This window comes from Erwinia magellanica (assembly GCF_039023495.1).
Classification (GTDB): domain Bacteria; phylum Pseudomonadota; class Gammaproteobacteria; order Enterobacterales; family Enterobacteriaceae; genus Erwinia.
The window spans coordinates 502,054-522,524 of the sequence record NZ_JBCHVC010000001.1; the positions used below are offsets into that span (position 1 = coordinate 502,054).

A 20,471-nucleotide genomic window follows, 5' to 3' on the forward strand; every position below is an offset into this window, starting at 1 on the left:
ACGGGAAAAAGGGGAAGGCATGAGACGATTTATTACCACGCTGGCTATTTTGCTGGTGGTAATTGTGGCCGGCATGACAGCACTGGTCTTATTGGTTAATCCCAACGATTTTCGCGGTTACATGGCCCAGCAGGTTGAGCAGCGTAGCGGTTACCGCCTTGCGCTGAATGGCGACTTGCGCTGGCACGTCTGGCCGCAGCTCAGCATTCTCTCCGGCCCGATGACGCTGACTGCGCCCGGTGCCAGCAAGCCTATCGTCAGCGCCAGCAATATGCGCCTGGATGTCAGCCTTCTCCCTCTGATCTCTCACCAGCTTTCAGTGAAGCAGGTGATGCTGAAAGGGGCGGTGATCAATCTGACCCCGGAAAGTGCAACGCAACGTCCAGCGGATGCCCCCGTCGGGCCGGGTAACTCTGCGCCTCTGGAGGAGGTTCCTCAGGGCTGGAAGTTTGATATTGCAGAACTGCGCGTGGCAGACAGCCTGGTTATCTGGCAGCAAAGCAACGGTGAACAACTTAACCTGCGTGACTTCAATTTGCAGCTTTCTCAGGATGAGAAACGGCAGGTGCACGTTGAGTTCAGCAGCCGGGTTAATCGCGATCAGCGGGAGCTGGAGATAAACCTGAACAGCGATATGGATGTCAGCCGCTACCCGCAGCAGCTGTCAGCAGCAATCAATCAGCTCGATTATCAGGTGACGGGTGCCGATTTGCCGAAGGAAGGGCTGAAAGGGCAGATGAAAATGGAGGCTGACTGGGCGGCAGTGACGCAGGCCTTCAACCTGAAGAACCTCTCGCTTACTGCCAACGACAGTCAGCTTGATGGCAGCGCGTCTGGCGTACTCAGCGCTCGTCCGCAGATCAGGGTGAATCTGCATTCGCCGCTGCTGAATATGGACTCCCTGTTAGGGCTTGAACCCGATGACGCTAACGACGGACAAAGGGTTCAGGCCCAGCGCTCTGGCCCCGGCCCGGTGATCTCCCAACCTGCCGAACACGATAATGCAGATTCTCCGCTGAATGCGATGGACGGAAATATTGCGCTCTCGGTAGACAAAATGCGCTGGCGGGGCATGGATTTTGCTCAGGTTGCGTTAAAAGCTTCCAGTGAAGGCGGCCTGCTGAAGCTGCAAACGCTGAGTGGAAAGGCGGGCAACGGTGAGTTTTCTCTGCCGGGCAGCGTAGATGTGCGCACCGCGCAAACGGTGGTGGCACTGAAACCCAGACTGCAAAATATTGCGGTAGCGCCGCTGCTGAAGGCGTTTGATTTGCCTGCTTCGCTGAGTGGCGATCTGTCGCTGGCCGGTGATTTTAGCGGCACCGGCCTGACAGTGCCCTCCTTTAAGCGGGCATGGCAAGGCAGAGCCGAAGTCACTCTGGATAATGCGCAGATGGCGGGTCTGGATTTCCAGCAGATGATCCAGCACGCCGTAGAGCGCAACAGCGACCGTGTGCAGGGAGCCGACAATGTCGACAGCGCCAACGACCTTCAGCAGATCAAAGGCAACGCCACTCTTAATAATGGCCTGCTGCTTTTCCCTGGTCTGAAAGGTCACTCTTCCATGCTGGATTACAGCGGAAAAGGGGAGGTAAATCTGGCGGACAGGCAGGCTGATTTGACCTTTGGCATCACGGTTACTCGTGGCTGGAAAGGCGATGATGAGCTGGTGAAACGGCTTCAGGTTACCCCGGTTCCGCTGCGCATCTATGGCCCCTGGTCAGGGCTGAATTACTCGCTACAGGTTGATCAGGTGCTGCGTCAGCAGTTGCAGGATGAAGCGAAAAAACGGCTGCAACAGTGGTCAGATCGCAACAAGAACAGCGATAAAAACAGCTCGGTACAGAAGCTGATTAAGGATCTTTGAGGAAACGAATGACTGGGTTGATTATGGCACCGCCAGAAGTTAACCCATTCAGAGGCATCTGAGGGCTGAAAATTTCAGCCCTTTTTTACAGGTATTGGGGAACTGTAATAGCAGGCCGCCGCTCTGGCTTATACTTCGTAATCTGGCTCTTCGGAGATTTCCAGCGGAATAATCTGTACTTTCTGCACCCGATGGCTTTCAACCTGCAAAGTTCTGAACAGGAAATTGCCAATCTTAATCTCTTCACCCTCCTGCGGCACCCGCTGCATATGCTCCATCAACAGCCCGGCCAGCGTGTGATATTCCCGCTTTTCATTCAGCGGCAGTTCAAGATACATCACCAGATCGTCTAAAGGCATATGGCCATTGGCTGTCCAGCTGCCGTCGGCGTTTTGCTGAATATCATAACGCGGATCGATCGCTTCCCCTTCGTTCGGCAGGTTACCAGCGATAGTTTCCATCACGTCACTCAGCGTCACGACGCCTTCAACGGATCCAAATTCATCCACCACAAAGGCAAAATGGGTACGTGCTGAGCGGAACTGCTCCAGTGCAGGAAGCAGCGTCAGCTGTTCAGGGAAAACCAGCGGTTGCCGGACCAGCGCGCGAATATCCAGACTGTCATTATGCAGCGCCTGTTGCAGCAGATCGATAACGTGCACCACCCCGATAGGGTCGTCGCTGTTATCCGTCACCACGATGCGCGTATGCTGATTAAGATCGAGCAGCGCCATGATTTTTTCAGGGGATTCGCTGAGGTCAACATGCTCGACATCATGTCGTGAGGTCATGATGCTGCTGACCGTGCGCTGGCCCATGCCGAGCACGCGCGCAATCATCATGCGCTCCTGCTTATTAAAGATCGCCTGGCTTTCCCCCTGGTCAGCCACCAGCAGAGAGGTCTGGCTGTCCAGCTCCGCCTGCTCATGATGACCGCGTAACAGACGTAGCACCGCTTCCGCCGTCCTTTTTCTCAGGGGCGCTTTCGCCGAGAGGAAACGGCGCCGGTTGAATTGCGCCAGCTGATTTAACCCTTCAATAATCACTGAGAACCCAATGGCGGCATAAAGGTAGCCTTTGGGTATGTGGTAGCCGAAGCCATCCGCGACCAGACTGAAACCGATCATCAGTAAAAAACTCAGACACAGAATAACAATGGTCGGATGTTCGTTAACAAAGCGCGTCAGCGGCTTGCTCGCCAGCAGCATCAGACAGATAGCGATAATCACTGCGGCCATCATCACCGGCAGGTCATCGACCATCCCCACAGCGGTGATCACCGAGTCAAGTGAGAACACGGCGTCCAGTACCACAATTTGCGCGACTACCGGCCAGAATTTAGCACCACGTTTTTGTGGGTTTTCATCCTCATCTTTCCCTTCCAGCCGTTCATTGAGTTCCATCGTTGCTTTGAACAGCAAAAATATTCCCCCGACCAGCATAATCAGATCTCGCGCGCTAAAGGCATGGGAGAGCAGCGTGAAAAGGGGAGAGGTCAGTGAGGAGAGCCAGGAGATGGAAGCCAGCAACAGCAGCCGCATAACCAGCGCGAGCAGCAGCCCGGTGACGCGAGCCTTATCGCGCAGGGCAGGGGGGAGTTTTTCCGCCAGAATGGCTATAAAGACAAGGTTATCAATGCCCAGGACCAGTTCAAGGACAACAAGCGTGACCAGTCCAGCCCACACAGACGGATGGGCGATCCATTCGAACATTGCACACTCACCCGCATGATTTTAAAGAATAGCCATGATGATAGTGAATCAGGCGCAATTCAACAAATAATCGAAGAAGCGGTTCGTCAGTGCTCAGATAATCGCCGGGGTGGGATTATCAGCAAATGAAATTACCAGGATAAATCCTGAGTATATCGGCAGCGATCTTTTCAAGACTATTCGCATAGGTCGCTAACATGAACCAGGGGATACTTAAAGGGTGAGAGGAATCTGTTCAGGATTAATCTTATTCCGATCGAATTAATCTGAATTTTAACCCAGCGAGGAAAGGAGAATGGACGGTATAGAGTGGAACGAAAGGTAGTCTTAATCCTAAAAGAGAGCGCGGGCGGGAACAGCCTCTTGTAAACAGGCCAGTAATAACTAGTATAGCAACGTGTTAGTAAATGTCTGCGTTAATGTAGTAATAAGCGCAGTAACGGCGTCTTAATGTCCTTTTTTGTGAACAACACCACGCTAAGACGGCAAGCGCGTTAGCCTGCGTCCGGAGAGGACAGGATAAAAACAACAAGGTAAAGCAGCGTTACAGCGCATTGGCAGCTACAAGCCAGGGGCGGTAGCGTGTCCGGATGAGGCTGGACAGGCTGGGTATCGCTACCGTTGTTGTTGATTTTACATGTCAATTCTCTTGTCGCTATGCCCGTTACGCTGACCTTTAACACGACTCCCAAATACGTTTCCTGTGTAATAAATGATGTGATTAAAAAACACACAATTATTTTCAGTGATGGAAATTAATAAAACACAGGCATCTGAAGAAAAAATAAGAGTTAATTATGCGCGATATAGAGTTTACCTTTAAAGGGCTGTTAATTAGATTTTCACTGGCACTTTCTGATCTGATCTTTTTTAACGCCTCTTTATTTATTGCAATTCTGCTGTTAAATGCATTGCCCGGAAATCTTCTGGACGATATTTCGACGCAAGATTTGCAATTGAAAATAGCGACACACATTATTCTTTCTGTAATTTGTATTGGCTGGTTCTGGGTTCGTCAGCGTCACTATACTTATCGCAAACCATTCTGGTTTGAATTAAAAGAAATCTACAGAACCATTCTGATATTTTCCGTTATTGACCTGTCAATTACGGCACTTTCAAAATGGGAACTTTCGCGTTGGGTTTGGGTGATGACCTGGATTCTGGCGATGATCTTTATTCCTGTTGGACGTTCTCTGGTGAAGCGCATACTTAACCATTACGGTATGTGGAAAAAGCAATCCATTATTATCGGTAGCGGTAAGAATGCAGAGGAAGCTTACCTGGCGCTGCAAAGTGAAGAGGTGATGGGCTTTGATGTGGTGGCCTTCTACGATGTCGATGGTACTACGCCAGCCCCTGCCCTGTTCGGTATTCCTGTTATCCGTGAGGAGACGCCGCTCTGGCAGTTAGTGAACAGCGAGACGCAGTTTATCGTTGCGGTAGAGTACGAGCAGAGCGCGCATCGCGATGTATGGTTGAAAAATCTGGCAAAACATAACTGCCGTTCCGTTTCCGTGATACCTTCTTTACGCGGCGTTCCGCTTTACGGTACCGACATGGCTTATATCTTCAGCCATGAGGTAATGATACTCAGAGTAAGCAACAACCTGGCGAAGCGGACTTCACGCATTCTGAAGCGTGCTTTCGACATTGTTGGCGCACTTTCGATCATTACAATGCTGATGCCAGCGCTGGCGACACTGATCTTTTTGGTGGCCCGCGATGGTGGTAGCCCAATTTACGGCCATGAGCGTGTAGGCATGGGCGGTCGTAAATTTAAATGTCTGAAGTTCCGCTCAATGTGCGTTAACTCGAAAGAGGTGCTGGAAGAGGTGTTACGCACCGATCCGGTAGCGCGTGCCGAATGGGACAAAGATTTTAAACTGAAAAACGATCCGCGCATTACGCGTATTGGACACTTTATCCGTAAAACCAGCCTTGATGAACTGCCGCAGCTGTGGAACGTCGTTCGCGGTGAAATGAGCCTGGTTGGCCCGCGTCCGGTTATCGAAGATGAGCTGGAGCGCTATGCCGGTGATGTCGATTACTACTTTATGGCTAAGCCAGGTATGACTGGTCTGTGGCAGGTAAGTGGCCGTAATGATGTGGATTACGAGACTCGTGTTTACTTTGACTCCTGGTATGTAAAAAACTGGTCACTGTGGAACGATATCGCCATTCTTTTCAAAACGGTTGGAGTGGTTTTGAAACGCGATGGCGCTTATTAACAGGGGCGTTGCCCTGTCAAAACGGAGCGAAGTTGTTATTTCGCTCCGGTATTTATAGCGTCTTTTGACTGTTAACTGTCATTGGCTTGCGAGCTAAACAAACTTTTTTTTTGACGAATGTTAAGCGTCGGCTTTAATCAATCCGGCAAGGCATAAAAAGATAGGGAGTTAATGATAATGATTGCCAGTTGCAGTGTTTGAACAGTTGATACCCTTTTAAATTTTGCATGACGCTACACAGCGGCGGACTCGCCACTATCAATCAATTTACTGATAGCGAAGAACCAGATGATCACAATCAAAACGAAATTGATACCCCTGTTGGTATCGGCCACAATCCTTTCCGGATGTACTGTCGTTCCGGGTAGTAGTCTTTCCACCAGCGGAAAAGATGTTATTAAGCAGCAGGACAGCGACTTTGATATTGATAAATATGTCAACGTCTTCCCCATGACCCCAGGACTGGTTGAGCAGATGCGGCCGAAACCGGTTGTGGCTCAACAGAACCAGCAGTTGCAGAACGAAGTGCAGAGCTATGAATACCGTATCGGTGTTGGCGATGTACTGACCGTCACCGTATGGGATCACCCAGAACTGACCACGCCAGCCGGTCAGTATCGTAGCGCCAGCGACACCGGCAACTGGGTTCATTCTGACGGGACGATTTTCTATCCTTACATCGGACGCGTTCGCGTAGCGGGCCGCACGGTACAGGAAGTTCGTAACGAGATTGCAAACCGTCTGGCACAGTACATCGAAAGCCCGCAGGTCGATGTCAGCGTTGCCTCCTTTAAATCGCAAAAAGCTTATGTAACGGGCGAAGTGACCACCTCTGGTCAGCAGCCTATTACAAACGTGCCATTAACTATCCTTGATGCTGTGAATGCCGCAGGCGGTCTGACCGCAGACGCCGACTGGCGTAATGTGGTGCTGACGCACAACGGCAGCGAAGTGCCTGTTTCCCTACAGGCGCTGATGCAAAATGGCGACCTGTCCCAAAACCATCTGCTCTATCCGGGCGATATTCTCTACGTTCCTCGTAATGACGATCTGAAAGTCTTTGTGATGGGCGAAGTGAAGCAGCCAGCCACCATGAAAATGGACCGCAGCGGCATGACGCTGGCGGAAGCGCTGGGTAACGCACAGGGTATGGATCAGACCGTGGCCGATGCCACCGGTGTATTTGTTATCCGCAAAATTCAGGGTTCGAACCGTAAGAAGATTGCGAATATCTATCAGTTGAACACCAAAGATGCCTCAGCGATGGTGATGGGCTCAGAGTTCCAGCTCCAGCCTTATGACATCGTCTACGTGACCTCTACACCACTCTCCCGTTGGAACCGCGTGATTTCTCAGCTGGTACCAACCATCAGCGGCATGTATGACGCAACGCGTAACGTACAGACGATTCACAACTGGTAATCACCGGGGAACATTATGATTAATTCAATCTTAGTGGTCTGTGTCGGAAACATCTGCCGCTCTCCCACCGGGGAGCGGTTGCTCAAAGCGTCGTTGCCCGATAAGAAAATCGCTTCCGCCGGGCTTAGCGCCATGGTGGGCAAGGCAGCCGATGGGACAGCAAGCAGCGTGGCTAATGAACATGGGGTTTCTCTGGACGGGCACATCGCCCAACAGCTGACCTCAGGCATGTGCCGGGATTACGATCTGATCCTGGTGATGGAAAAGAAACATGTCGAGTTAGTCAACCGCATCAACCCTTCCGTGCATGGCAAGACCATGTTATTTGGCCACTGGCTCAATCAACAGGAAATAGCGGATCCTTATAAGAAAAGCCGCGAAGCCTTTGAAGCCGTGTACGGAATACTCGAAAACGCTGCCCAGAAATGGGTCAACGCATTAAGCCGATAGTTGAGAATATCCATGAATATAAAAAGTAAGGCACCGTCAGCGCCGCTAAAAGACGATTCCAACGGATGGGATCTGGCGCATCTTGTGGGACAACTTGTTGACCATCGTTGGATAATTGTTGCAGTTACGTCTTTCTTCTTACTGCTGGGGATTTTATACAGCCTGTTTGCCACACCGATTTACAGTGCAGACGCACTGATTCAGGTAGAGCAGAAAAGTCCTAACACCGTTCTGAATCAACTCTCTGAGATGCCTGCGGAACCCGTTTCGGCTACCGAAGTGGAAATTATTCAGTCTCGTATGGTAATTGGCAAAACCGTTGACGATCTTGGTCTGGATATTTTGGTGCAACAGGATTTCATCCCTGTTATCGGTCAGGGGTTGTCACGTCTGATGGGTAATAAACCGGCACAGGTTGAAGTTTCACAGCTAAATGTGCCTGGTGGCTGGGATGAAAGTAGCGTAACTCTGGCTATTGATGCCCCTGATAGCTACACCATTTTGAAAGACGGTGACGAGCTGTTCAAAGGGAAAACGGGGCAGCTGGAACAACACAACGGCGTATCAATTCTGGTTAGCGGCATTGAAGCAGAACCGGGAACCCACTTTACCGTGACTAAAATGTCCAATCTGCAGTCGATCAAAATGATTGTAGACAATCTGACCGTGGCGGATAAAGGTAAAGATACTGGTGTGATGGGCCTGAACTATTCCGGTCAGGATCCACAGCTGATTAGTAAAGTGCTGGATCAGATAATGAACAATTATCTGTTGCAAAACGTAGAGCGTAAATCTGCCGAGGCTGAAAAAAGCCTTGAGTTCCTGAAGCAACAATTGCCAGTTGTGCGCTCGAAGCTGAACGAAGCAGAAGATAAACTTAATACCTATCGTCGTAACAACGAATCTGTAGATTTGCCTCTGGAAGCCAAATCCGCGTTGGACTCCTCGGTAAGTATTCAGAGTCAGTTGAACGAGCTGACCTTCCGTGAAGCAGAAGTTTCACAGCTGTTCACAAAAGATCACCCTACCTATCGGGCGTTGTTAGAAAAACGTCAGACACTGGAAGATGAGCAGAAAAAACTGAACCAAAAAATTGGTCAGATGCCGCAGACTCAACAGGATATTTTACGTCTGACCCGTGATGTACAGGCAGGCCAGGAAATCTACATGCAGCTGCTGAACCGTCAGCAGGAGCTTAGCATCAGTAAAGCCAGTACGGTTGGGGATGTGCGCATCATTGACCATGCAGCTACTGCGGCTAAGCCTGTAGCACCGAAGAAATTTTTAATTATCCTTGCCAGTCTTGCTCTTGGCCTGATGATCTCCGTAGGTGTTATTCTGCTCAAAGCGCTGTTCCATCATGGCATTACCAGCCCTGACCAGCTCGAAGAACGGGGCATTAATGTTTATGCCAGTGTGCCGTTGTCCGAATGGCAGCGTAAGAAAGATGTTGAAGCGCTAAGCAAGCATGGTATGAAGGGGAAATCTGATCCCTATAACACTCTGCTCGCATTAGGCAATCCAACAGATCTTTCCATTGAGGCCATTCGTAGCCTGCGTACCAGCCTTCACTTTGCGATGATGGAAGCCAAAAACAATATCCTGATGATTACCGGTGCCAGCCCTGGAATTGGTAAAACGTTTATCTGTGCAAACCTGGCCACGCTGACTGCAAACGCAGGCCAGAAAGTCCTGTTTATCGATGGGGATATGCGCCGGGGTTATACCCATGAGCTGTTGGGTGTGAACAGTAAAACAGGCTTGTCTGATATTCTTTCTGGGAAAATGCCTTTCTCCACTGATTTAATTCAGCGCGGCACTTACGGCTTTGATTTTATTGCGCGTGGCCAGGTACCGCCTAACCCTTCAGAGCTGTTGATGCATAACCGCATGGAAGAGCTGCTGACATGGGCGAGCAAAAACTACGACCTGGTGCTGATTGATACTCCTCCTGTTCTGGCGGTTACGGATGCCACTATTATCGGTAAAATGGCTGGCACCTCTTTGATGGTGGCTCGTTTTGAGATTAATACCACTAAAGAACTGGATATCAGCTTCAAGCGTTTCGCACAGAATGGCATTAACATCAAGGGTGTGATTCTCAACGCAGTGGTTCGTAAAGCTGCCAATGCTTATGGCTATGGTTATGACTATTACGACTATAGCTATAAAGGTGATACCAAAAGTTAATGTATGAGCAAGAGGATCTTTTAGCTTCGCGCTGGGATCCTCTGTTCAGGAAGCATTATCTTATTCAGGTCATTTCTGTGAACGTTTATAAGGTGTCTTGCAATGAAGGAAATTTTCTTCTCTATCGTCATTCCGGCATATAATGCATCGGAGTCAATAGTCACAACGCTGGATTGCGTTAAAGCGCAAAGCTATCAGAATTTTGAAGTGATTATCGTTGATGATAAGTCTGCCGATGCTGAAAAACTTGCTAAAGTGGTAAACAGTGGACGTTACGGCGAGCTGGCTATTCGCCTGGAGCTGTCCCAGGTCAAATTAAATGGTGCAGGCGCCAGGAATAAAGGTATCGATCTGGCCCGGGGTGACTACGTTTGTTTCCTTGACGCGGACGATGAATGGCATCAGGATAAATTACTGGAAAGTTGCAGAGAAATTGAACAGCTCAAGGCACAGGGCCATGATCGGTTCGTTCTGTTCAGTCAGGTTAATATCGTTCAGGATGGCACCTTCCTGAAGGTCATGCCAATTAAATTGCCTGAAAAGACTGAAAGTATTGCAGAATATCTTTTTGGATGTTATGGATTCATTCAGACCAGCACCATTGTTCTTAAGCGCGAACATGCAAATGAGATAAAGTTTGACGATCGCTTTATTCGTCATCAGGATTATGATTTTTGTATTCGAGCCGATAAAGCGGGATTTGAGTTTATCATGATTAATAAACCGCTCGCTAACTATCATATGGTGAGTACATTTAACTCAAGTCATAAAGGTGAGTCGGTAAAGTATTCTACTTTTTGGCTGGAAAGCATGAGTCCTTTCCTGAGTAAAAAAGATGTTTATACCTATAAAGCTTACAAGCTCCCCCTGCGTTATAAAATGGATGGGAAATTTTTCCATGCAAGCCTGAGTTTTGCGCAATATTTTTTCCTGACAAATAAAGGTAATCGCGATTATTTCATCGGCCGTATAAAAGAGAAATTTTCTGAACGCATTTCGAAAAAACAGACTCGATTAGAATAAAAAATGGCGGAACAGGAATGGAAATATATTGGATAGTCAGTTACAGCATTCTGGCATGCTGTATTTTTGAATTAGCAGCAATAAACCAACTGCAGGACACAAAAGTCAGACGTGTTGTCTCCTATCTGACCTTTATTTGCGCCATATTACTGATTTTCTTTGGTGGCATGCGAGGTTTACATTCAGGTATGGATGATGGCCAGTATCTGGATTTCTTCCATAATTTTTCTGCCCAGTTACAGGTGAGTAATTATGAGGTGCTCAATGATATCTATCGATATGAAAAACTGTTCATGGTGCTGGCCTGGTTTTTCTCTTTGTTTACTAAAGAAAGTTACTACTTTTTATTCTTTATTTGTATGATCGCGGTCACGACAAACGTCTACTGCTACAAAAAATATTCTCCGCTGATGTTATGCTCACTTTGCTTATATTCGGCACACCTGTTTATCAATAAAGACATGAATCAAATACGGTTTGGTTTATCAAGTGCATTTGCCATCGCCTTTATCTGCTCTTTAGCCACGCGAAAATATCTGCTGGCATTACTTTTCATTGTGCTAAGTACCCAGTCACACTCGACAGGCTACACGGTGGTCATGATCCTTCCTTTCCTGTTTATCCGGGAGAGGAAATATCTGCCGCTGGCTTTAGTCTTCATCTCTATACCGTTGGGGATTATTGGTGGTAAAAAACTGTTCCTGGATTCATTAGGGATAGTCCCGGTATTGGGCGAGCGAGCCGCCAGCTACAGTGGAACAAACTTTGATACGTCCTCGCCTGTCTTCGGGCTGGCGAACCTGAAAAACATCGCCTTTATTGGCATGTTCACCGTCTATTATTTCCGTAATGGCATCATGAAAGAGGACCGCCTGGTCTATATCTTACTAATTGCTTACAGCCTAGGTGCGGCAGTGCGGATAACATTCTCCGACTTCAGTATTTTCGGCGGCAGGGTAGGTAATCTGTTCCTGCATGCTGAACCTTTATTATTTGCTTATTTAATGTTAAGAATAAGAAATGTGCTTATAAATTTTGGATTACTATTCGCAATAACTTCTTATTATCTTTCGTACAATACCATCCTCTCTGCACAGTCAATTCAAGGATATAGTGTAGCGCCATTATTTAAAATATTCGGCTAGTCGCTAAAGGGAATGTAAGAAGGTCATGGGATTGCTGGTAGCAGCACTCCCTGCCTTTTTTTAAAGAAAATTCCCAGCCTGTACTTCCCGCTTTGCATAATTAAATAATGGATTTTTTGGTGCGAAACTAATTCACCATTTTAGACTGAAAATATTAACAGGATGATTTAAATGTATAAGTTGCTTATCCTTATTGATCGTATTCACAACAGCGGTGGCACCGACAGGGTAGCCAGCACGCTATCCAGTTTGCTCTGTAAACATAATTATGACGTCACGGTGTTTTCTCTGGAAAAGGGCGACCCCTTTTATCCCACCGATGAAAAAGTAAAAATCCGTTATGCTCAGTCCGATAACCGACTTTTAAAGCTTAATGAATTTATTCGTTATGCTAAAAGTCAGCCTCATGATGGCATTATGATCATCTCAATGGGGAAGCTTTCTGTTCAGGCATTGCTGACCATGAAGCTGTTCCGCGTTAAAACAAAGATCGTTTGCTGTGACCATGTCTCAATCGAAACTTTTAGTCCCAAACTGCGTAAGCTCAAAGTCTTTTGTTACGGCCTGGCCGATGAAGTTGCGGTGCTTACCGAGCACGATAAACATTATCTGGAATCGCAATACGCCGTAAAGAATGTTCATGTGGTAAGGAATATTTCACCGTTCCACAGTGAAAAAAGCATGGTTGATTTTGATGAATTCTTTGAGACAAAAGAGAATAAAGTTCTTGCGGTAGGCCGGCTGACTTATCAAAAAAACTTTGATCGCATGCTCGACGTTTGGAAAAAGGTCAACAGGCAAGGCTGGACGTTACAGATTGTGGGTGATGGTGAAGATAAAGCCGCACTACTGCAGAAAATAAAAAGTTATCAGCTGGAGTCGTGCACGGAAATTGTCACGCCTAATAAACAGATCAATGAATTTTATCGTTCCGCTGGCATGATTATTATGACGTCCCGCTATGAAGGCTTGCCGATGGTATTAATTGAAGCGAAAGACTTCGCCTTACCCGCGATCGCTTTCGACTGTAAAACGGGACCGGCAGAAATCATTAATGACGATGGTTATGTCGTTGACTACGAAAGCAATGATGCTTTTGTTGTGCGGCTTAATGAGCTGATCGCCGACAAAGTAAAAAGAAAAAGCTTCGCTCAGGCGGCCTGGCGTAATTCTGAAAATTATGGGCCGTCACTGATTCTAAAAAAATGGAATGACATTCTGAACTAAGAAGAAGGTACTATGTTTTCAGTCCTGATTTCCCTCTATAACAGAGAAAAGGCAGAGAATCTGCAACAATGTCTTGAAAGTTTGTACCAGCAGACTTTGCAGGCAGATGAAATAGTGCTGGTCTACGACGGCCCGATTAATGAAACCTTAACGGCCGTTGTCGAAAAATGGACATCCACCCTGCCAATAGCCCTGGTTAAGCTGGAAAAGAATGTCGGGCTGGGTAAAGCGCTGAACGCGGGACTTGAGTGCTGTTCCCATAATATTGTCGCACGTATGGATACCGATGATATCTGCCTGCCGGAGCGTTTTGAAAAGCAAATTGCCTACATGGAAGCGCATCCTGATATGGCCCTGTTGGGCGCGGCGGTCATTGAGTTTGACGAGTTTGGCAAGGAGCGGCTGAAGAGGCTTCCGCTTGGCAATAATGATATCCGGCAATTTGCCAGAATGAAAAATCCCTTTAACCATATGTGCGTGGTGTTCCGCAAAGATAAGGTGATTGCTGCTGGTAGCTATCAGCACCATCTGTTTATGGAAGATTATAATCTCTGGTTGCGGATGCTTGCCCTAGGCTATCAGGTAGCGAACCTGCATGACATCCTAATGAAAGTCAGAGCTGGCAGCGATATGGTCGATAAACGTCGCGGAATAACGTATATAAAAAGTGAAATTCAACTCTACAGCCTCAAAATGAAACTCAAACAGACTAATTTCATTAATGGCACGCTCTATTTCTTTATTCGCACCTCCACCCGGGTTATGCCGGTCAAAGTAATGCGTTTTCTCTATGAGAAAGACCGGAAAGGATAGATTAAGGATTAGCTAATCCGTGTGTATCTGAATTGGGAAATACTTCTGGGTGTCACAGTAAAGACATATTCACTAACCCACGGAATTTTATATGAAACGCAGAGAATTAATCAGAACAGCATTTTCATCTATCGTAGCGACAGCAGCTTTAAATTCGCTGCCAGCACAGGGCCGTAGCGAAGACTGGGATCAGGTAAAGCTGAAAAAAGTACCGACAGATGCGATCCCGAAAAGTGACGTTCCGATTTTTTCACCTGATGATGTTTTTACCATGCCGGAGCAATTCTGGCGTGATTTCATCGGAAAACTCTATATTGGTAAGGCGGGAACCGATCCCACTAAGCCACAGAACCTCGTGGATGTTTTTTTTAAAAATGCCAATGGCGAGGTGGGACTGCTACAGCAACCCATTACCCTGAACAGCGAAACCCTGAAAAAATTCATTACTGAGAAGGGTGCATTATGGTCAGACAGCGAATATTCCATGGCGCTGCATAATGATCGTGATGAGCAACTTTTCTACGTTCCGGACGTGAAAAATAATGGCGGTGCTGAGTTTAGCCGTCGCCTGGCCGAGCCGGCAGGGTACCAGTTAATTGGTGAAATTGCATCTTATGCAGCGTTGCGGCAGACTCGCCCGCTGTTCGCAGGAGCAAAAGTGCGCCTTAAGGGCTGGCATGACGGCTCAGAAGTTGGCGGTGGGGCATTTGTGGGTGAAATGAGTGCGGCGGAGGATGATGGGGGATATATTGCCTCATCGGGCAAAGATTTCCACTGGCGTCGCATAAGCGATGATCTCAACCGTATTACTCTGTTTGACTTTGGCGCTATTGCGGACGGAAAAACCGATAGTTTACCCGCCGTCCTAGCCATGTATCACTGGGCACAGAATAATAATCAAACACTTTCAATCCAGTTCCCAGCCGGACGCTTCTTTATCTCTTCTCTTGATATTTCAGAAAAATATATTCGTTTTTTCCGCCTTGCAGGCGCACCTGTTAATTTCGGCTATTTTCCCTCGACAACACTGGTCTCTGACGGCAAATCAGAGTTTCTTTTCAGGATTAATGCCCGCTGGGTTGAAGTCAGCAATATTAGCTTTGATGGGCAGAGCAAAGATCATTCCAATACACAGGGCTTCTTCCATAACACTTGTCCTGCTGGCCAGTATTTCCGGGGTTCCTGTCTGCGATTCCTCAATGTTGGCGGGGTTTCCCTCAGCCTGATTGACACCCTCGATTGTAAAATCGATCAATGGTACGCCAATTATTGTACTGGTGATGTCATTAAAGGAGTCTGGTCTCTGACTAAAAAAGGTAACTGGGACCATAACACCGCTATCGAGTTGTCAAATTTCAATGTCCAGCATTGTTCCCAGGGAAAAGTGCTGAATTTGCCCCGCTGTACCCAGTCACTGATTCATAATGGCTGGATTGAACATAGTGAGTTCCCGGGCGATATTTCTAACGGCCAGTGGATAATTGATGCCCTGAGCATTGAGGCCTGTAAAAACCCTCTGATATCGCACTTCTCCAGGCTGAACATGCGCCAGACTAACCTGCAGGCAGGTAGCTGGATTGATAATGCACAGATTGGCGAAGAGTGGCTGAGCGCTTTTGAGCGTGGTTCTACCCGCGTGGAATCATATGGTATCGCGGTAGACGGTAGCATGAAATATAACTATCTGACCTCACGCTTCCGCATTGCTAACCACAGTAATCAGGAAAAATGGTATCAGCTGGGGAATATTCATACCCCGGATGTGGGTGACAGCTGGCAAATTGAATTGCTGGGTCAGTCACAATTCAGCAACGGCACAGATAAGAGCCCGCTGAAAGATGTCGTCAACGATCGCAATACGGGGGGCAGCGCCTTTGTTACTCTGCAACGTAAAGTAAAGGGTTTTGAGGCCAGCTGGCATGCAGAGGGCAGTAGCCCAATCCTCGACGTTATATATACCAGGGAGCAGGATGCCAATACCCGGGTTTATGTAAAATTAGCGGGATGGATAGGCTCTGCAATAGTGCTGATTAAAACCACCGCTAAAGATCGTTTTGCCAGCGGTCAGTGCGCGCGATTCGATAGCCATATGGAGGCCGAAAACCCGCCAAAAGATGACAAAACATACCGCGCGGTAAAACGTTTTTCATTGCATAACGGTATGGCGGGCATCGGGGCTAACGAGCAAGGAGATCTTCTGGTTAAATCGCGTCATTTAAGCGCCGATCAGGTCGAAACCTCTCAGCCTGAAGGCTATATTTCGATGGTCGTAAACGGGCAGCAGGTTGCGATCCCTTATTTTTCCCTTAAGCAGAGGCCCTGATTACTGCCCGGGCTGTCTACCCATTCCCCTGTTCAGGCCCAGGGGGATGGCCCTGTCATTCCCTTTCACGCTGTTTGCCCGTGATAAGGTAATTTTTTGATTTTCGGATAAATATACTTATTTGTTAGCGCCTGTTAGTTAATAATATATTGTAATAATGCACAAAAATTGTGGGGTCATATGAAGATTTTGTTGGTTGGCAATCACACCTGTGGGAATCGTGGTGATGGTGCTATTTTACGCGGGATTATTGACTCGCTTAATTTTGCTAGGAATGACATTGAGATTGATGTGATTAGCCGCTATCCAACCAGCTCTGGCTATCTGTTACAACAAAAAATCCTGCCAGATGAACTTTTTAACGAGTCAAAAAAAACCAGTAAGATTAGTGATAAAGTTAAGCGCCGTTTGATGCCAAAAATTATGATGGCTCACATCAGCGGCAGGGGCTTTTTCAAATATTTTGCCGTGCCGAAATACCTTCAGGCTTTTACCCATAAGCTACAGCAGTATGATGCGATTATTCAGGTTGGGGGGTCATTCTTTGTCGACCTTTATGGTCCGTTACAGTTTGAGCATTCCCTCTGCGCTCTGCTGGCAAAAAAGCCAATCTACCTGATTGGTCATAGCGTTGGGCCTTTTCAGAAAGAGAGATTTAACAAAATTGCTAACTTCGTTTTTTCCAGGGTAAATAGCCTGGTATTACGAGAAAGCGTCAGTCTGGATATGATGAAAAAGAGTCACATCTCGACAGAAAGAGTCCAGTCAGGGGCGGATACCGCCTTCCTGGTGCGCGCCCGCGCCGTGGAAGAGCCAAGTCATAACCTGCTGCACTGGCAGAAACTGATCGCCTCAACAAAAACCATCGCCATTACCGTGCGTGAACTGGCCCCTTTCGACAAGCGTCTTGGGGTAACACAGCAGGAGTATGAGATGGCGTTTGGTAAGGTGATCAACGCAATGATCGACAGAGGTTACCAGGTTGTGGCATTGTCTACCTGTACCGGTATTGACAGTTACAATAAAGATGACCGCATGGTAGCAGTAACGCTGCGCGACCACGTGGTTCAGCAAGAAAAGTATCACGTCATCATGGATGAGTTTAATGACCTTGAACTGGGTATCCTTTTAGCACATAGCCATTTAACAATCGGCACTCGTCTGCACTCTGCAATCATCTCCATGAACTTCGGTACCCCCGCCGTGGCGATTAACTATGAACACAAATCGCTCGGCGTCATGAATCAACTCGGCCTGCCAGAGATGGCAACCGACGTGAAAAGCCTGATGGATGGCAGCATCATTGCCAAAGTTAACGGCATTCTCGACAACTATGATGCAGTTAAACAGCAGGTTGATAACGCGGTAGCGCAGGAAAAGATTTTGGGGAATACCATCACCGAAGATGTTGTTAAGATTTTAGGGTGAATCGATGAAACTAACTTTTTTCACAACGCGATTTCCGGTCTCGTCAGAAACTTTTGTGCTGAATCAGGTCACCCATTTTATCGACAGTGGGTATGACGTTGAGATCATCTCGGTGTTTCCTGGCGATCTGGTGAATCGTCATGGTGCGTTCGATCGCTACAATCTGGCAGAGAGAACGCACTATCTGCTGCCAGAAGATAAGGTGACCAATGCGGAAAAGCTGAAGCAGCGTTTACAGATTGTGCTGCCTAAGATCCTGAGCATGACTACCCTCAAATCCTTTAACGTTGGGCGCTATGGCGCCCAGTCCGGCAAGCTGCTGCTGCCAGCCATTGTGGCCCATGCGAAGCAGACCTTCACCGCTGACGTTTTTCTGGTGCATTTCGGCTATGCCGGTGCGCTGGCCAACAAACTGCGGGAGCTTGGCGTTCTGAAGGGCAAGCAGGCGACCGTGTTCCACGGTGCGGATATCTCCCGCCGTCATATTCTGGACGAGCACAAACAGGATTATGCGAATCTTTTTCGTCAGACGGAACTGTTGCTGCCTATCAGCCATTTGTGGGAGCGAAAACTGATCGCTTTGGGCTGTCCGCCAGAGAAGATTCATGTTACCCGCATGGGCATCGAGCCGGAAAAATTCAATCTGAAGATCCGGGATGCGCTGCATTCTCCACTGCGTATTCTTTCCGTTGCCCGTCTGACCGAGAAAAAAGGTTTGGGTGTGGCGGTGGAAGCGTGCAAATTCCTCAAGGCGCAGGGGGCAAACTTCGAATACACCATTATTGGCAATGGTGATATGGAAGAGGAGCTGAGCACCGCCATCCGCAAGGCAAATCTGCAAGATTGCGTCAAAATGGTGGGCTTTAAGCCGCAGGAAGAGATCAAACGCTACCTCGATGAGGCGGATATCTTCCTGCTGCCTTCTCTTACCGCTGCGGATGGCGATATGGAGGGCATCCCGGTTGCGTTGATGGAAGCGATGGCGGTTGGTCTGCCGGTGGTCTCAACCGATCACAGCGGTATCCCGGAGCTGATTGAAAATAATGTCTCTGGCTGGCTGGCACCGGAAGGGGACGCCAAAGCCTTAAGCGAGATCTTACTCAAGCTGGCGAAAGGTGAAGTGGATGTTGCCCCGGTCGTGGCAGCTGCGAGAAAGAAAGTTGAAACGGAATTCAACCAACATATAGCCTACCGTGAGCTGGCACAGCTGTTGGAGCAACTGGTGTGAGTAGTCTAAAAAATCAGGCCGTATGGCTGTTCGGTGGCACCTGTTTTGCCGCGGTTCTGCAGGTTGTTCAACTGGGCGTGCTGGCACGTAAGCTGGAAGCCCATGAGCTGGGGATCCTCGCCATCATCAACGCCATCCTTGCGGTGGCAATGGTGCTGCAGGATATGGGGATGAGCAGCTACATCGTGCATCGCCAGAATATTACCCGTAAAGAGCAAAGCACCATTTACTGGGTAAACGTGCTGCTCAGCCTGCTGACCGGTCTGTTGCTGATCGCCATCGCCTGGCCAATTGCTTATTTTTATCATCTTCCGCAACTGACCGGGCTGATCATGCTGACCAGCCTTAATTTCCTGATACTTGGTTCGCTGTCGCAATATCAGGCGCATTTTATTAAAGCCAAAAAAATGGTGCTGCTGGCAAAAATAGAGATGGTGACCAAGTTTCTGGCTTTTGCCTTAACGGTCGCGCTGCTTTATTTAACGCCTCTTAATGTCTCAGCCGTTATTTTGGGTCTGTTTGCCAACGCCGCGATGCGTATTTTATGCATGATTTGGTTTGGTGAAAAATCGTGGCGGCCTACCTTTGAGTTTGATAAAGCAACCTTCTTCAGCTCAATGAAATATGGCGTCTATCAGCTGGGTTCGCAGACCATTAATCAGCTACGAACGCAGGCCGATTCCCTGATTGTCGGGAAAGTGATGGGCGCAGAGATGTTGGGTATCTACTCTCTGGCGAAAGAGCTGGTGTTGCAGCCGCTTAAGCTGGTTACGCCGGTTATCAACCGTCTGGCTTTGCCCCGATTTGCCGAGAAGCAGCATGAACCGGCGCAGCTACAGAAGCTGTTCCTGAAAGGAACGTTAGCCATCATGCTGTTCAGCAGCCTGATATATCTGGCCATTGGTATTCTCTCGCCGGTTATTGTCCGCGTGCTGTATGGCGCGTCGCATGAAGCGGTAGGGCATCTTATCCCGCTGATGCTGCTATTTGGTATGCTGCGACCAATGGGGGGACTGACCGGCGCTATCTCTCAGGCCAACGGACGCACTAACGTGGAGTTCTACTGGAATGTGGTGGCAAGTATCATTGTGGTACTGGTGCTGGCAACAACCTGGTTCTACCCGAACGTCTGGTACGTGGCGCTTACGCTGTCGATCTCGCAGGTGTTGATCTCTGCCTTTGCGCATCCGTTCTTCATTAAGCCCGTTATTGGCATTCCGTTTCTGTCTTATGCGCGACAATGGGTATCGGTTTCCGTTGTGTTTGTGGGCATTATGGGACTGGTGAGTTATTACAACCTCTTTGTGATGCCTGAATGGTTTGCCGGCTGGCTTTAATCTGAATGGGTTTATTAAAAAAAAAGGTGACCGTTCCCGCGGTTGCCTTTTTTATTTTAAAGCTCAGAGGGTTTAGTG

General features: G+C 48.1%; 14 protein-coding genes. 13 read left to right on the forward strand and 1 reads right to left on the reverse strand.

What is annotated here, in order from left to right; translation table 11 throughout:
- The first annotated feature begins 19 nt into the window (after window positions 1–19).
- Window positions 20–1,864 (forward strand): outer membrane assembly protein AsmA, encoded by a 1,845-nt coding sequence (gene asmA, locus AAH450_RS02250; RefSeq protein WP_342908715.1) that lies wholly within the window; start codon window positions 20–22, stop codon window positions 1,862–1,864.
- Window positions 1,865–1,992: 128 nt separating this feature from the next.
- Here asmA and AAH450_RS02255 read toward each other — a convergent pair whose 3' ends face one another.
- Entirely contained in the window at window positions 1,993–3,576 is a 1,584-nt protein-coding gene (locus tag AAH450_RS02255; protein WP_342908716.1) for a TerC family protein, read from the reverse strand.
- A 797-nt stretch (window positions 3,577–4,373) separates the two neighbouring features.
- Here AAH450_RS02255 and wbaP point away from each other — a divergent pair.
- From wbaP to AAH450_RS02315, 12 genes are all read left to right on the forward strand, one after another.
- Window positions 4,374–5,807 carry an undecaprenyl-phosphate galactose phosphotransferase WbaP gene (gene wbaP / locus AAH450_RS02260; RefSeq protein WP_342908717.1) on the forward strand — a complete coding sequence of 478 codons (1,434 nt, stop codon included), beginning with the start codon at window positions 4,374–4,376 and terminating at the stop codon, window positions 5,805–5,807.
- 288 nt (window positions 5,808–6,095) lie between these two features.
- Entirely contained in the window at window positions 6,096–7,229 is a 1,134-nt protein-coding gene (locus AAH450_RS02265; protein ID WP_342908718.1) for a polysaccharide export protein, read from the forward strand.
- Window positions 7,230–7,244: 15 nt separating this feature from the next.
- Window positions 7,245–7,679: an arsenate reductase/protein-tyrosine-phosphatase family protein gene (locus tag AAH450_RS02270; RefSeq protein WP_342908719.1), complete on the forward strand. Its 435-nt coding sequence runs from the start codon at window positions 7,245–7,247 to the stop codon at window positions 7,677–7,679.
- A gap of 12 nt (window positions 7,680–7,691) precedes the next feature.
- Window positions 7,692–9,869 carry a tyrosine-protein kinase Wzc gene (gene wzc / locus AAH450_RS02275; RefSeq protein ID WP_342908720.1) on the forward strand — a complete coding sequence of 726 codons (2,178 nt, stop codon included), beginning with the start codon at window positions 7,692–7,694 and terminating at the stop codon, window positions 9,867–9,869.
- Between the two features lie 102 nt (window positions 9,870–9,971).
- Window positions 9,972–10,892, forward strand: a complete 921-nt coding sequence (locus AAH450_RS02280) for a glycosyltransferase family 2 protein (RefSeq protein WP_342908721.1) — start codon at window positions 9,972–9,974, stop codon at window positions 10,890–10,892.
- 17 nt (window positions 10,893–10,909) lie between these two features.
- Window positions 10,910–12,037, forward strand: coding sequence for an EpsG family protein (locus tag AAH450_RS02285; protein ID WP_342908722.1), 1,128 nt, complete (start codon window positions 10,910–10,912; stop codon window positions 12,035–12,037).
- Window positions 12,038–12,208: 171 nt separating this feature from the next.
- Window positions 12,209–13,264, forward strand: a complete 1,056-nt coding sequence (locus tag AAH450_RS02290) for a glycosyltransferase family 4 protein (RefSeq protein ID WP_342908723.1) — start codon at window positions 12,209–12,211, stop codon at window positions 13,262–13,264.
- A 12-nt stretch (window positions 13,265–13,276) separates the two neighbouring features.
- Complete coding sequence (locus AAH450_RS02295) at window positions 13,277–14,077, forward strand: glycosyltransferase family 2 protein (RefSeq protein WP_342908724.1); 801 nt, start codon at window positions 13,277–13,279, stop codon at window positions 14,075–14,077.
- Between the two features lie 91 nt (window positions 14,078–14,168).
- The gene (locus AAH450_RS02300; RefSeq protein ID WP_342908725.1) at window positions 14,169–16,400 is read left to right on the forward strand and encodes a phage tailspike protein; all 2,232 of its coding nucleotides are present in this window, start codon (window positions 14,169–14,171) and stop codon (window positions 16,398–16,400) included.
- 180 nt (window positions 16,401–16,580) lie between these two features.
- Window positions 16,581–17,828, forward strand: coding sequence for a colanic acid biosynthesis pyruvyl transferase WcaK (gene wcaK / locus AAH450_RS02305; protein ID WP_342908726.1), 1,248 nt, complete (start codon window positions 16,581–16,583; stop codon window positions 17,826–17,828).
- A 4-nt stretch (window positions 17,829–17,832) separates the two neighbouring features.
- A complete protein-coding gene (locus tag AAH450_RS02310) occupies window positions 17,833–19,056 on the forward strand; it encodes a glycosyltransferase (protein WP_342908727.1) in 1,224 nt (407 codons plus the stop codon).
- Window positions 19,053–20,393: a lipopolysaccharide biosynthesis protein gene (locus AAH450_RS02315; RefSeq protein ID WP_342908728.1), complete on the forward strand. Its 1,341-nt coding sequence runs from the start codon at window positions 19,053–19,055 to the stop codon at window positions 20,391–20,393. Before AAH450_RS02310 ends, AAH450_RS02315 begins: the two co-directional genes overlap by 4 nt.
- Window positions 20,394–20,471: the final 78 nt, after the last annotated feature.